The following is a 13,194-nucleotide window of genomic DNA, read 5'->3' as shown; positions in this document are numbered from 1 at the left end:
CCATGGCGACGTACGGCCGCACGATGCGCAGGGGACTGCCCCGGCAGAGCGGCGGCGAACCGTGGCCTCCCGCGGGCACCGCAGTGGCGGACCAGAGCGATGACGCCCGCCGCGAACCCTCTCCCGGACCCGGTGCTGTCCGCAGCGACCGCGTGAGCACGCTGACGGCGCCACCTCCCGAGGAGACGACGACGGCGCCACCTCCGCAGCCCACGACGACGGCGCCACCTCTCGAGGACATGACGACGGCGCTTCCTCCGCAGCCCGCGACGCCGGCAGGGGCGGCTGCACGCACCATGCGCCGCGGCCTTCCCAGGTCCGTGGGAGGTGATCCATGGCCTCCTGCTGTCAAGCTGCCTGCGGCTGCATCCTCTGCCCCTGTGAAGGAGGATCAGGCAGAAGTCGAGACGACGGCAGCTCCGGCGACTGATTCCGTCGAGCTGCCAGGGAAACCAACGGTTCCCGCACCGACTGACGAATCGCCATCAGGGCCCAAAGACATCGCGTCGGCGCCCGCAGCAACAGCGGCGGTGGGGTCCACACTGCTGCGTCGCGGGTTGCCCCGGGTGTCAGGCGGCGATCCCTGGCCCCCGGAGACCGCCGTCGTCATCGAATCCCTAATTGAGCGTAAACGGGTAGCGGCACCTACGACTCAGGAGGGGACGGAAACGTCAGGAGCACAGGAAGAGGCGAAAGCATCCGCGCCGCTTCCCCAGCCTCCCGCAAGCCGGGCGGACCCGAAACCCACGAAATCCACGAACCCGAAGAAACCGCGAAGCCGCACAGCCATACTGGTGTTCGGCGCGCTCGGGCTTCTGGGGGTCGCATTGGCAGCGGTGTTCTTCACGCGGTGGCTGGTCACGCTCGACTTCATGCGGGACTTCCTGACGGCGTATCCGGGTGAAACCGCCCTGCCGGCCGGCACGGATCCAGGGTTCCCGGCATGGGCCCAATGGCAGCACTTCTTCAACTTCTTCCTGATTGTCCTGATCATCCGGTCGGGCCTGCAGGTTCGCAGGGAAACACGACCGCCGGGATACTGGACGCCGAAGTGGTCCAAGGGCAGCGACGGGAAAATCAGCATCACTTCCTGGTTCCATCAGACGCTCGATGTCCTGTGGCTCCTGAATGGGCTGATATTTGTGGTGCTCCTGTTTGTCACGGGCCATTGGGCACGCCTGGTGCCCATCACCTGGGAGGTGATCCCGAACGCGCTGTCAGCCATGATCCAGTATGTTTCGCTGGATTGGCCCACCGAGAACGGCTGGGTGAATTACAACAGCCTCCAGATGCTCGCCTACTTCGTCACCGTCTTCATCGCCGCCCCGCTGGCAGCGATATCCGGCGCGCGCATGTCCGGAATCTGGCCGAAGGACGCCAAAACCCTGAACCGCCTCTATCCGATCGAGTGGGCAAGGGCCATCCACTTTCCCGTGATGCTTTATTTCGTGGTGTTCATCATCGGTCACGTTGCACTGGTGTTCGCGACGGGTGCCCTCCGGAACCTCAATCACATGTACGGCGGCCAGGACGCAGTGAACTGGACCGGGTTCTGGATCTTCTTTGGATCGCTCCTGCTGGTCATCGGTGCCTGGATCGCGGCGCGACCAGTGGTGTTGGCCCCCCTCGCGGGGTTGTTTGGGCGTGTCAGCTCGCGTTGAGTGAGCGGAACGTACGGATCTGGCGGAACCGTCGTACCAGGCTGTCGCGTCGCGAAGCACCGGATTCCGACGACGGATCCGCCGTCAGTTCGATATGCCGTTCGCCAAAGTTCCAGAGCAGCACGTCGTCGAGCAGCCGGTCAGGCCCCGGCGAGTAACGGTGGTCCAGCGCGCGCCGGACCGAGGTGATGGTGTCAGCCTGCAGCAGCGAAACGAGGGCCGTGGTGGTGGTGAGCCGGTGCGCGGACAGCAGCTCCGCCGCCCAGCGCCAGTCGTCGTCGGACTTGCGGTCCACATGCGGCAGCAGCGTCTGCCACACCTCGCGGATGCGGTCCGGCGTCAGTTCGACGCCGCCCTCGCCGTTCGGATCCCAGAAGCCGGTGACTTTCTGGTACCGGGAATGTAGGTCGGCGAAGGTCGACTCGACGCTCTCCAGCATCGCCGCGGTGGCGGTGAATTGCCGGTCGAAGTAGGGGCTCCACGCCTTCGGGTTGAACGACTTGAACCGGATGTCATGCTCGATTTCCGACCAGGCGTGGGCAAGGACGGTGCGGATCTGGGTCTCGAAGAGGTAGCTGCCGGAATCTGAACCGAGCAGTTGCTGGTAGGCACGGACGGCGTCGTTCTGGATGGTGCGCAGGATCAGGTGCCGGCTGGAGTAACCGTACGTTCCCGATTCAATGGAACCGATGTCCTTCTCCCGGTCCCCGCGGCAGTCGAACTCATGCCGCTGACGCTTGATGAGGTTGGCGGCGTCGTCAACTTCGTGGGGGAGGGTCGTGATCACGCGCACGCCGACCAGGTCCGTCAGGTTCCGGAGAGGGTCGGGGAACACCAGGCTGGGCGGTCCGTCACCGTCCACCAGCATCCGCGAGGCCTTGTCCCGGAACGACTCAACCGTCTTGGTACGCGCCGTGATGAACAGCGGCCGTAACTCCGTGCCGTTGAACATGCCCTCGATCCGCTCCCGGGCATCCGCCGTGACGGCCACCAGCGCAGGCCGGACGCGCTCAAACTCCCGAACGCTCTCCTCGACGGCAGGCCGCAGCCTCTCGTCCAACTCATCCCATGCACTCACCAACCCATCTAAACACCCGTCACCGACACCGGCTACGCTGTCGAAGGTGACAGGCCCCCAGCGCTACACCTACGGCAGCGATCCGAACCAGTTTGCCGAACTTCACCTGCCGGTCGGGCAGCAGCAGCCGGGCGTCGTCGTCATTGTTCATGGGGGGTTCTGGCGGAGCCGCTACACATTGGAACTGGGCACCCCGCTCGCCGAAGACCTCAGCTCACGCGGTTTCGCCTGCTGGAACCTCGAATACCGGCGCGTGGGCAACGGAGGAGGCTGGCCGGAATCCTTCCAGGACGTAGCCGCCGGCATAGACCTGCTCGCCTTCGCGGCCAGGGAACACGGCCTCAACACCAGTACGACGACGGCACTCGGCCACTCCGCGGGCGGTCACCTTGCGGTATGGGCGGCGGGGCGGCCGTCTTTGCCCCCGGATGCTCCGGGAGGCGGCGTGCCGACCGTCCCGATCACCGGCGTCGTCAGTCAGTCCGGCGTGCTGAACCTGCAACGAGCCCGCGAGGAGAGGCTGGGCAACGGCGCCGTTCAGGATTTCCTCGGTGAGCCCGATGGCGAAAAGTACCGGCTTGCCGACCCGATGTCGGTTGTCCCGCTATCGGTGCCGGTGCTGGCCCTGCACGGCGAGGAGGATTCCACAGTTCCGTTGAGTCAGTCGCAGTCGTACGTGGATGCCGCGGTCGCGGAGGGAGCGACGGCGGAGGTTATCCGCATTCCGGGTGACCATTACGCGATGATCACGCCTGGAACGGACGCATGGGCAAGCGTCGTTACCGCCATAGAACGTCTCACGTAACGGTGTTCATGGGGAATTCAGGGAAGTGTGGGATCCTGCACCAATGAATGCACGATCCCGGCTCCATCGGGCTGCCCACCGTACCGGCCTCGAAATTCTTGGCTGGACCCTTGTGGTGCTCGGAATCGCCGCGCTCGTGCTGCCCGGACCGGGGCTGCTGATGCTGGTTGGTGGCCTAGCCGTGCTGTCCCAGCAGTACGAGTGGGCAGAGCGGAAGCTGCACCCGATCAAGAAACAGGCGTACAAGGCTGCGCGGGTCGGCGTGAAGACCTGGCCGCGGATCGCCTTCAGCGCTCTGGGTGCCTTCTTCTTCATGGGGCTCGGGATCCTCTGGATGCTGCAGCCGCCGGCGCCTGGCTGGTGGCCGGTGGAGGAACGCTGGTGGCTCTTCGGTGGATGGGGCGCGGGGCTCAGCCTTGTGCTCTCCGCCATCATCGCGCTGACCCTGCTCGTCTACAGCATCCGTCGTTTCCGGTAGGTTCTCCCGAATCCCGCCATCGGGCGAAATGCTAGGTTGAGACGGTGCTCACAGTAATCGGCGAAGCCCTTATCGACGAAGTTCTCAGCGACACAGCACCACCGCGTGCCCATGTCGGCGGCAGTCCCCTCAACGTGGCCGTGGGATTGGCGCGTCTTGGTCACGCCACCCAGTTCCTTGGACGTTTCGGAGACGACGAATTCGGCCGCCGGATCCACCGGCACCTTGCAGACAACGCCGTCCTGGCACCCTTACCCGCCGACTCCCACCCGACGAGCGTCGCTTCTGCACGCCTCGACCCCGCCGGGGGCGCCAGCTACGACTTCCAGCTCTCCTGGGAACTTCCGGGACTCGCGGCCCGCGATGATCTTTTCAACGGCACCACCCTTGTGCACACCGGTTCAATCGCCGCGATGCTGGAGCCCGGGGCCAGGGATGTCCTGACAGCAATCCGTCACGCACGTCCTTTCGCGACGATTTCCTACGACCCGAACTGCCGGCCGACCATCATCACGGACGCCGCTTACGCGCGCGAGCAGGCAGAGAAGTTCGTTGCCCTCGCCGATGTGGTGAAGGCCTCCGACGAGGACCTCGAGTGGTTGTATCCCGGACAGGATCACCGTGAATCCGCACGCCACTGGCTGGAACTGGGGCCCGCCGTCGTCGTCGTAACCCGCGGGTCCAAAGGACCGTGGGCCGTGGTGGACCGAGGGGAATGTGAGGTTCCCGCACCGCTGACCTCCGTGGTGGACACCGTCGGTGCGGGGGACTCCTTCATGGCGGCCCTGCTCAGCGCCCTGGTGGACCACGAGCTGGACGGTGCACAACGGCGGAATGAGTTGCGAACCCTGTCCGTTGAGCAGACACAAGGTGTCCTGGCGTTCGCCGCCGCTGCAGCGGCCGTAACGGTGTCACGCGCAGGTGCCAACCCGCCCACCCGAGATGAACTGAGAACACGAGGAGTGTACGCATGACCCGCGATCCTTACGCAGATCTTCCTGAGGTACCGTCCTTCACGCTCACGAGCAGCGACATAGCTGATAACCAGCCACTCGATATCAAGCACGCATCGGGGCGGATGGGCGCGGGAGGCCATGACGTCTCGCCGCAGCTGAGCTGGAGTGGGTTCCCGGAGGGCACCAAGAGCTTCGCGGTCACTGTGTACGATCCCGATGCCCCCACGGCCAGCGGCTTCTGGCACTGGGCGGTTTTCAATATTCCGGTCACCACCACGTCGATACCTTCCGGATCCGGTACCGAGGACGGCGCAGGCTTGCCGGACGGGGCAGTGCAGTTGAAGAACGACGGCGGTTTCCCCGGTTTTGTGGGCGCAGCACCTCCTGCCGGACACGGTCCGCACCACTATCACGTGGTGGTGCACGCGGTTGATGTCGAGCGCCTCGACGTACCCGCCGATGCGTCGAACGCCTACCTCGGCTTCAATTTGTTCTCCCACACGCTCGGCCGCGCGCGTATCGTGGGCACCTACGAACAATAGGCAGCCGACGCCGGGAGGCATGACATGTTGATTCTGTTTGGATTCAAGACCGCTGTGAAGGAACTTTTCCGTCGGCAGGCTGTCTGCCCCAACTGCGGGCAGCATGCCTCCCAGCGCGTTGACGAGCGCGCGTCGAAGTTCACGCTGTTCTTCATTCCGCTCTTCACCACCAGCCGCCGCTACTTTCGGACGTGTTCCTATTGCGGCATAACTGCACAGGTGTCGAAGAGTGAGATGAATGCGATTGCCTGACGGGGAGCCCACCCGTTCGTTCGGCTTGGGTAGGCTTGATACCTACCCAGGCTAGGAGTTTGAGCATGCGTTTGGTCGCCAGCGACATGGACGGCACGATTGTTGGCCATAATGGCCGGATCTCGGACCGGACGGTGCGTGCGTTCGAGGCATGCCTGGATTCGGGCGTCGAGGTGGTGTTCGTGACCGGACGTCCGCCGCGTTGGCTGCAACCCCTCCGGGAACTCGGGTTCAAGGGCACCGTCATCTGCTCCAACGGCGCGCTGACCTATGACCTGGGTCGTGAGGAAGTACTCGCCTCCCATCTCCTCGACGGGGAGAGCATCTTCGAAGCGCAAAGGATCATCCGCGACCTCTACCCGGCGGCGCGTTTCGCGGCCGAGACTGTGGAGAGCTTTCTCATTGAGCCGGGCTTCGCTGATCCGGGATCTGTTGAGCTGCTCGGCGCGACCGAGCCGCGGCCACTCCGCGACTCCCTCAACGGAGACGGGGTCATCAAGTTCCTCGCCCGGGAGAACGGCATCACCCCGGACGAGTTCCTGCACCGGGTGGCTCCCGCCGTCGAACACCTCGTCGCCACGACGCATTCAGCGCCGAGCGTCCCCATGCTGGAAATGAGCGTGCCGGGGATCAACAAGTCGGTCACTCTCGCCCGGTACGCCGCCTCCCTTGGGATCGACCAGGCGGATGTCATCGCCTTCGGGGACATGCCCAACGACATTCAGATGCTGGACTGGGCCGGCCACGGCTATGCGATGGCGTCCGGCCACCCCGCAGCACTTGCGGCGGCGAACTTCCGTGCGCCGGCGTTCGACGACGACGGCGTGGCGCAGGTGCTTGAGGAGCGGCTCTCAGCGCTGAAGTCAGCCTGAAACGCCGTGGTGAAGCCGTACTTCGCTGCTGACGGCCCTCTTGCCCTGTCACACCGCGGCTTCTCACGCGATGGCTGTGAGAACACCCTGGTCGCTATGGAAGCGGCCATCGACCTTGGTTTCCGGTACTTGGAGCTGGACGTACGCACTACACGCGACGGCGTCGTCGTCGTCTTCCACGACGAGCGCCTCGACCGGGTGACTGACGGGACCGGGCGGGTAGTAGACCATACCTTCGCTGACCTGGATGCAGTACGGGTCCGCGGTCGCGAAAGGATTCCCACGCTGGCCGAAGTGCTTGAGCGGTGGCCGCACGCGCGGTTGAATATCGATGTCAAAGATGACTTCTCTGTGCAGCCGTTTGCGGAGGTCATCGAAGCGGCCGGCGCCCATGACCGCGTGCTGGTTGCGTCGTTCTCGGATCGGCGTCGACTCAGGGTTCTCAAGCGGCTGAGTCGGCCGACAGCGTCGTCGGCCGGGATGGCTGTCAATGCGGTGATCAAGGTTCTCTCTCCGCTCGGTCTCGCGCAGTGGGTGGCGAGGCTGACGCGTGTTGACTGCCTACAAGTTCCGCGTCGATACCGAGGGCTGCCGGTGGTGACGCGCGCCTTCGTTGCACGTTGCCGTGCCGCGGGCATTCCCGTCCATGTCTGGACGATCAACGATCGTTCCGAAATGGAAGAACTGCTGGATCTGGGGGCCGGAGGACTGGTTTCCGACCGGGCCGATGTACTGGCGGGAGTAATGCGGCGTCGGGGGTATTGGCCGCACAGTTAGTGCACTAACTGTTAGGGCTATACTTGATGAAGGCGATCGAGCCCACCATCAGGAAGGCATCACACATGGCGGAGAAAATGCCGTTGTCGCATCGGTTTATGCGGGCGACGGGTCGACTGCGAATGTTCTTCGGTCCAGCAGATCAGGGCGGGTTGGACGGTCCGATCAAATATGCCGATGGTGCCGCCCATCAGCAGCGCCAGCAGGAACTGCAGCAATGGGACGTGGTTCGGAATGCTGATGGCTCGACCTACCTGGTGAAGCGCGGGGAGGACAAGGTTGACTGACACCATCACGCAGTCGCCCCGTAAGTCGGCGGAGGGATCCTCCGAGAATGTGCCGACGGATGATGACCTGCTCCTTGAGCGACAGCTGTGTTTCGCCCTGTCGGTCGCATCGAGGAGCGTTATCGGCGCGTACCGCCCGGTACTGGAGGAACTAAACCTCACCCATCCGCAGTATCTCGTGATGCTCGCGCTTTGGGAGAGCAGCCCACGAAGCGTGCGCGGAATAGGAGAGGCGCTCGCGATGGAGCCGGCTACCCTCTCGCCGATGCTCAAGCGTCTTGAGGCGAATGGGCTTGTGACGCGCCAGCGGGTGGTCGGCAATGAGCGGGCGCTCGCCGTCGGCCTCACCGGAGAGGGCAGGGCACTGCGGGAGCGTGCGCTGTCCGTTCCCGGCACCATGATGGCCAGGCTTGGGTTGTCACGGCAGCAGGCAGAAGACCTCAACCGGATGATGCGCGAGGTCATCGACGCTGCGCACGGCGCCTGAGACTAGAGGACAGGATCCGAGATCGACTGCAGGTAGTTCAGGGCATGCGGGCCGTACTCGCGCATTGATTCGTCATCGGCGTGGATGAGCAGGCGCAGCCAGGAGGCGTACCGGTTGAGGCGGCCAAGCTGGAGGGCCGGAACAAGCGCCTCCCTCAGGGCGGGGAGCGGCGCGTAAGCTGTCCACCGCTCGAGGTAGGCGGTCAGTACCCTGCGGACGCGGGCGTCGTCGGTCCCGGCCTCCCAGTCCTCCATCATGATTCCAAGGGGGACGTAGAGCGAGCTGAACGGATGGGCCCAGTAGGAATCCCCGAAGTCGCAGAACCGCAAGGGGTCCGTGCTTGAACCCGGTATGAAGGCGTTGTTGGGGTGCAGGTCGTTGTGCTCCAGGGACAGGGGCACACCCAGTCCGTTCAGCACGGCGGCTGCGTTTTCGATGGCGGGCACGCTGGCGTAGACACGATCCGCCTGTTCGGCGCTCAGGTACAGCGGATGGTTCTCGGGAAGTCCGCTGTGGAGGAGTAGTTGGTTACTGACGAAGTTGCCCGCAATTCCGGGCTCCAGTGAAGCAAGCCCTGCTCCCGCCAAACGTTCCCTGTGCGGAGCCACCTGCTGCTGCAGCTCCGCGAAATCTGTGACCACCCGCGCCCACAGGGCGTAATCCGAGGACTTCAGGGTGGCGAGGGTGGCCCCATGATCCGCGGTGAGCATCCAACCCCTGGTCGGCTCGATGGCCAGGGGCGCCACGACGCGCTCCGGCGCCAGCTCGGCCAGCGCCGCAACAATCGACGCTTCCTGGAACTGACCCGGATTATTCTCCTTGAACCAAAGCTTTCCGTGGTCCGTGGGAAAGGTGAGTTGCACTGACCAGAAGCGGATCCGTGGCTCACTCATCGGACCCGTTTGCTCGATATTGAGGGTGGCCAGGACCTGCGAGACCCACGACTGCGCCTTCGACTGCCAGTCAGCACTTCTCCAGAGATCGACCGGGTGCGCGGCGGGGGTAGTCACCGGATTATTGTGCCACTCAGCGCGGCGTCCACGGCCGCTTCGGCGTGAATCGCCGTCGTTGGAAACAGTGGGACGTTGGCGTCTTCCTGCGAGATCAGCAGTTCGATCTCGGTACAGCCCAGGATTACCCCCTCTGCGCCGCGCGACGCCAGGTCGGCGATGATTCGCTGGTACTCCTTCCGGGAATCGTCGGATACAGTTCCCACGCAGAGTTCGTCATAAATAACCCGGTGTATGAGTGCGCGGTCCTCCTGGTCAGGAACGAGCACCTGCAGCCCATGGGCGGACAGTCCGTCACGATAAAAGTCCTGCTCCATGGTGAAGGCCGTTCCCAGCAGGCCCACCGTCGTCGTGCCTGTCTTCTTCACCGCGCTCGCCGTCGCGTCGAGCAGGTTGATGAACGGAATACTGATCGCCTGCTCAATCGCAGGAGCCACCTTGTGCATGGTGTTGGTGCACAGCACGAGCAGTTCGGCGCCGCCACGTTCGAGTTCAACGGCAGCCGCTGCCAGGGCAGCACCGGCCTCTTCCCAGCGACCGCTGACCTGTTTCTCCTCGATGGGGGCGAAGTCAACCGACCTCACGAGGCAGTCGGCAGAATGGAGTCCGCCGAGTCGGTCCCTGACCATCTCGTTGACCAGGCGGTAGTACTCCGCCGTGCTTTCCCAGCTCATGCCCCCAAGCATGCCGATGCGCAACATCATCCCATTCTGACAGGCGGGTCCGGCGCGGGACCACGGTAGGCGAGGATGGCCCGTCACAGCAACGGCCCACCTCCCGAAGGAGGTGGGCCGTTTGCCTGTCGTGGGGTGCTAGCTAGCGACCGTCACGGATGCCATCGACGTCGTCGGTGTCGATCTGCTCCTTGCGAACTTCCTCATTGACGGTGTGCTGCTCAGTGACGGTTTCCTTGTCGAGGCGAACCCGCTCCACAGGAACGGCTTCCTTCTCGACGACCGGGCGCTCCTCGTGGAGAACAACTTCGTGCTCTTCCTCGCTGATGGCGGGGCCGGCGTAGGCTTCGTCCCGGTTGGCGTCAGTGATCGGCTCGCGTTCGATGCGGACCTCTTCGCGCTGCACGGGAACCGTCTTGGTGACGTTCTCCGTGACGACGTACTTGCGCAGGCGTGCACGGCCGGCCTCACGGCGCTCCGTACCGACGTGGAGCTGCTCCTCGGAACGGGTCATCGCGTCGTCGGTGGTGGGACCGGACGTGTCGTGTCCAACGGTGGCACGGTCGGACTCGTAGTCAGTGCGGCTGGAGTCGTAGTCACCGGTGGTGCCGGTGGTGTAGTTGGCGCTGTCACCGTCGTATCCGCCGGCTCCACCGGCCGAGATGCCGTAGTAGCGGTAGAGCTCACTCTCCTCCTGCTCGCTCAGGTGGCCGTCCGGTGCCACGTTGGGGGCATCCTTCACCTTGGCTTTGGAGTAACCGATGCGAACGTCGTGACCCTCGAGCGAGGCTCCTTCGAGGGGTGCGAAGGATTCGTTCGAGCCGAAGAGGCCGGTGTTGACTGTGACCCAGCTCGGGTTTCCGGTGTGATCGTCGACGTAGATCTGCCCGACTGAGCCGATCTTGTCGCCGTCGTTATCGATGACCTTGCCGCCGGATTCGAGGATCTGCGAGATGTTGTCCTGGGAAATCATGTTTTTCTCCTTTTCAGTGGTGGTGCATGGGTACTGCGATGGGAGTTCTGCGATCAGACGCGGTGTGCGCCGGATTTATTGGGTTGGTTCGTGGCCTTGGCCTTCTCGGTAGCTCCCTTGAGCTGCTGCGAGGCCGAGGGTGAGTTCTGGGCCTCGGCCTTGAGGCGGGGCGCTTCCTCTTCTGCCTTGTTGAGGTAGTGCTCCCAGCGCTGGGACATCGGCTTGATCAGGCCACCGCCGACGCCGACGATGATCACTCCGACAACCGCCGAAAGGACGGCGATGAGGACGGGGGTGGTGACGGTGGTAGCGATTTCCACCTGGTTCAGGGCGGCGATGATGCCCAGACCGAGGATGAAGATGCTAGCGATGTTCGCCAGAACTTTGCCGTAGGAGAGCCCGCCGAGGGTGTTCTGAATGAGGCTCTTGACCGCTGCAGCGATGGCTGCAGCAATGATCACGATGATGATTGCAACGATGATCTTCGGCAGGAAGGCAATGATGCCACGCAGCAGGTCGCTGACCGGATTCGGTCCGAAGACCCCGAAGGCGAACTGCAGGACGAACAGAACGAGCGTGTAGTAGACGATCTTGGCGATGATGTCGCTCGCGTCCAGTGAGGACTTCGCAAGCGCCTTCTTGACTCCGCCGCGCTCGACGGCCCGGTCGAAGCCGACCCGCTCGAGGAGCTTGGACAGTGCCTTGGAGATTGCCTTGGCGATCAGCAGCCCGACAATCAGGATGACCAGGAACAGCAGCAGCTTTGGAACGAATTCCACGACCGTGGCCAGGCCGCTTCTGAGGGTTTCTTCCATCAATGCCTCCGAGGTGGGGAACATCGGCCGAGCCCCGGGGAGACAACATGCCGATCTGGTGTTCACACACTAGCCACAAAAACGGGTAATAGGAAGCCTACTGATTACTAGGTTGCCGTGGTATACCCTTCGGAGCTTGTGAGAATTTACCCGAGTTTGGACGGTCGCGTGCCGTGGTCTTCCGCCTCAATCTCGTCGGGCCCGGCGACGTCTTCGCTACCCCGTACCCGCGCAATTGCGCTCATTCCGTGGAAAATAAGGAGCGTCGCCGCAGTCCCCAGCGCAATTCCCTCGAAGGTCAGCGCACCGACAGTCCAGGTGAAGTTGGCAATGCCCACCACCAACGCGACGCCCGCCGTCGATAGGTTGATTGGATTCGAAAAATCGACCCTGTTCTGGACCCAGATGCGCACCCCGAGGATGCCGATCATGCCGTAGAGCACGACGCCGGCACCCCCCAGTACGCCGGCAGGAACCGTTGCGATGAGCGCCCCGAACTTAGGGAAGAGGCTGAGGAGCACAGCGATGATTCCGGCGACCCAGTAGGCGGCGGTTGAGTACACGCGTGACGCGGCCATGACGCCGATATTCTCGGCGTACGTGGTGGTGCCGGACCCTCCGCCGGACCCCGCGAGGACGGTAGCCAGGCCGTCCGCCATGAGTGCGCGACCTGTGATCGGATCCAGGTCGCGGTTTGTCATTGCGGCAACCGACTTCACGTGGCCAATATTCTCAGCCACCAGAACAAGGACCACCGGCACGAACAGCCCGACCACGGAAAGGTGGAATTCCGGCGTCATGAACGCCGGCAGGCCGAACCACGCGGCATCGTTGATCGCGGTGAAGTCCACTTCACCGCGCAGTACGGCTACGAGGTACCCGACCAGCACGCCGATGAGGATGGACAGGCGGCCCAAGATCCCCTTGAAGAGCACGGTGACCAACAGGATCGAGGCGACCGTGACGAGAGCGGTCACGGGAGCCTGTTCGAAGCTGGCTTTCGCGGTCGGAGCAAGGTTGAGGCCGATCAGGGCGACGATCGCACCCGTGACGATTGGCGGCATCAAGACCTGAATCCACCGCGCGCCGGCCCAGTGGACCACCAATCCGATCAGGGCCAGGACGACACCTGCCATGACAACGCCACCCAGTGCGCCCGCCGGACCGTGTTGACTCTGAGCCGCAGCGATCGGCGCGATGAATGCGAAGCTCGACCCGAGGTAACTGGGGACCCTGCCTGCCGTGATGACCAGGAAAAGCAGGGTCCCCAGCCCCGAGAAGAGCAGGGTGGTGGACGGCGGGAAGCCGGTCAACAGCGGCACCAGGAACGTTGCACCGAACATCGCAACAACGTGCTGTGCGCCGATGCCGACGGTGCGAGGCCAGCTCAGCCTCTCATCGGGTGCGACGAACCGCCCTGGCTGCACGTTGCGACCGTCTCCGTGCAGCGTCCAGTTCGTTCCGAGTCTGCTCATGGCGGTGCCTTCCGGGGATTGGGGGATCTCCGGAAATCCTACGCGAGAAAGG

Annotated in this window: 16 protein-coding genes; 10 read left to right on the top strand and 6 right to left on the bottom strand. The window is 63.9% G+C overall.

The window, feature by feature from the left end:
• The first annotated feature begins 2 nt into the window (after positions 1–2).
• Entirely contained in the window at positions 3–1,661 is a 1,659-nt protein-coding gene (locus AC5RU3_RS09235; protein WP_493965351.1) for a cytochrome b/b6 domain-containing protein, read from the top strand.
• On the opposite strand, the gene AC5RU3_RS09230 is transcribed toward AC5RU3_RS09235, so the two are convergent.
• A complete protein-coding gene (locus AC5RU3_RS09230; RefSeq protein ID WP_309070788.1) occupies positions 1,648–2,742 on the bottom strand; it encodes a GTP pyrophosphokinase in 1,095 nt (364 codons plus the stop codon). The genes AC5RU3_RS09235 and AC5RU3_RS09230 overlap by 14 nt on opposite strands.
• Positions 2,743–2,785: 43 nt before the next feature.
• On the opposite strand from AC5RU3_RS09230, the gene AC5RU3_RS09225 reads away from it, so the two are divergent.
• From AC5RU3_RS09225 to AC5RU3_RS09185, 9 genes are all read left to right on the top strand, one after another.
• Positions 2,786–3,544, top strand: coding sequence for an alpha/beta hydrolase family protein (locus tag AC5RU3_RS09225; protein ID WP_309070789.1), 759 nt, complete (start codon positions 2,786–2,788; stop codon positions 3,542–3,544).
• 43 nt (positions 3,545–3,587) lie between these two features.
• Positions 3,588–4,022 carry a PGPGW domain-containing protein gene (locus tag AC5RU3_RS09220; protein WP_309070790.1) on the top strand — a complete coding sequence of 145 codons (435 nt, stop codon included), beginning with the start codon at positions 3,588–3,590 and terminating at the stop codon, positions 4,020–4,022.
• A 44-nt stretch (positions 4,023–4,066) separates the two neighbouring features.
• Complete coding sequence (locus AC5RU3_RS09215) at positions 4,067–4,996, top strand: carbohydrate kinase family protein (RefSeq protein WP_309070791.1); 930 nt, start codon at positions 4,067–4,069, stop codon at positions 4,994–4,996.
• Positions 4,993–5,520 carry a YbhB/YbcL family Raf kinase inhibitor-like protein gene (locus AC5RU3_RS09210; protein WP_309070792.1) on the top strand — a complete coding sequence of 176 codons (528 nt, stop codon included), beginning with the start codon at positions 4,993–4,995 and terminating at the stop codon, positions 5,518–5,520. The genes AC5RU3_RS09215 and AC5RU3_RS09210 overlap by 4 nt, the downstream gene beginning before the upstream one ends.
• Positions 5,521–5,544: 24 nt before the next feature.
• Positions 5,545–5,772, top strand: coding sequence for a zinc-ribbon domain-containing protein (locus AC5RU3_RS09205; RefSeq protein ID WP_309070793.1), 228 nt, complete (start codon positions 5,545–5,547; stop codon positions 5,770–5,772).
• Between the two features lie 65 nt (positions 5,773–5,837).
• Entirely contained in the window at positions 5,838–6,644 is an 807-nt protein-coding gene (locus tag AC5RU3_RS09200) for an HAD family hydrolase (protein WP_493965350.1), read from the top strand.
• Positions 6,645–6,650: 6 nt separating this feature from the next.
• A complete protein-coding gene (locus tag AC5RU3_RS09195) occupies positions 6,651–7,421 on the top strand; it encodes a glycerophosphodiester phosphodiesterase family protein (RefSeq protein WP_493965349.1) in 771 nt (256 codons plus the stop codon).
• 26 nt (positions 7,422–7,447) lie between these two features.
• Positions 7,448–7,708 carry a hypothetical protein gene (locus AC5RU3_RS09190; RefSeq protein WP_309070796.1) on the top strand — a complete coding sequence of 87 codons (261 nt, stop codon included), beginning with the start codon at positions 7,448–7,450 and terminating at the stop codon, positions 7,706–7,708.
• Positions 7,709–7,712: 4 nt separating this feature from the next.
• On the top strand, positions 7,713–8,195 hold the full coding sequence (locus AC5RU3_RS09185) for a MarR family winged helix-turn-helix transcriptional regulator (protein ID WP_493965616.1): 483 nt from the start codon (positions 7,713–7,715) through the stop codon (positions 8,193–8,195).
• Positions 8,196–8,197: 2 nt separating this feature from the next.
• On the opposite strand, the gene AC5RU3_RS09180 is transcribed toward AC5RU3_RS09185, so the two are convergent.
• The 5 genes from AC5RU3_RS09180 to AC5RU3_RS09160 all read right to left on the bottom strand — a co-directional run bounded on the left by AC5RU3_RS09180 (position 8,198) and on the right by AC5RU3_RS09160 (position 13,142).
• Positions 8,198–9,205 (bottom strand): aminoglycoside phosphotransferase/kinase family protein, encoded by a 1,008-nt coding sequence (locus AC5RU3_RS09180; RefSeq protein ID WP_309070797.1) that lies wholly within the window; start codon positions 9,203–9,205, stop codon positions 8,198–8,200.
• Positions 9,202–9,891, bottom strand: coding sequence for an aspartate/glutamate racemase family protein (locus AC5RU3_RS09175; RefSeq protein WP_493965615.1), 690 nt, complete (start codon positions 9,889–9,891; stop codon positions 9,202–9,204). The genes AC5RU3_RS09180 and AC5RU3_RS09175 overlap by 4 nt, the downstream gene beginning before the upstream one ends.
• A 130-nt stretch (positions 9,892–10,021) precedes the next feature.
• On the bottom strand, positions 10,022–10,852 hold the full coding sequence (locus AC5RU3_RS09170) for a DUF2382 domain-containing protein (protein ID WP_309070799.1): 831 nt from the start codon (positions 10,850–10,852) through the stop codon (positions 10,022–10,024).
• A 53-nt stretch (positions 10,853–10,905) separates the two neighbouring features.
• Positions 10,906–11,667 carry a mechanosensitive ion channel family protein gene (locus AC5RU3_RS09165; RefSeq protein WP_493965348.1) on the bottom strand — a complete coding sequence of 254 codons (762 nt, stop codon included), beginning with the start codon at positions 11,665–11,667 and terminating at the stop codon, positions 10,906–10,908.
• Positions 11,668–11,813: 146 nt separating this feature from the next.
• Positions 11,814–13,142: a uracil-xanthine permease family protein gene (locus AC5RU3_RS09160; protein WP_493965347.1), complete on the bottom strand. Its 1,329-nt coding sequence runs from the start codon at positions 13,140–13,142 to the stop codon at positions 11,814–11,816.
• Positions 13,143–13,194: the final 52 nt, after the last annotated feature.

This window comes from Arthrobacter sp. MDB1-55, from assembly GCF_059092925.1.
The sequence above is the reverse complement of the archived record's forward strand: the minus strand, read 5'-3'. Positions and strand labels throughout refer to the sequence as shown.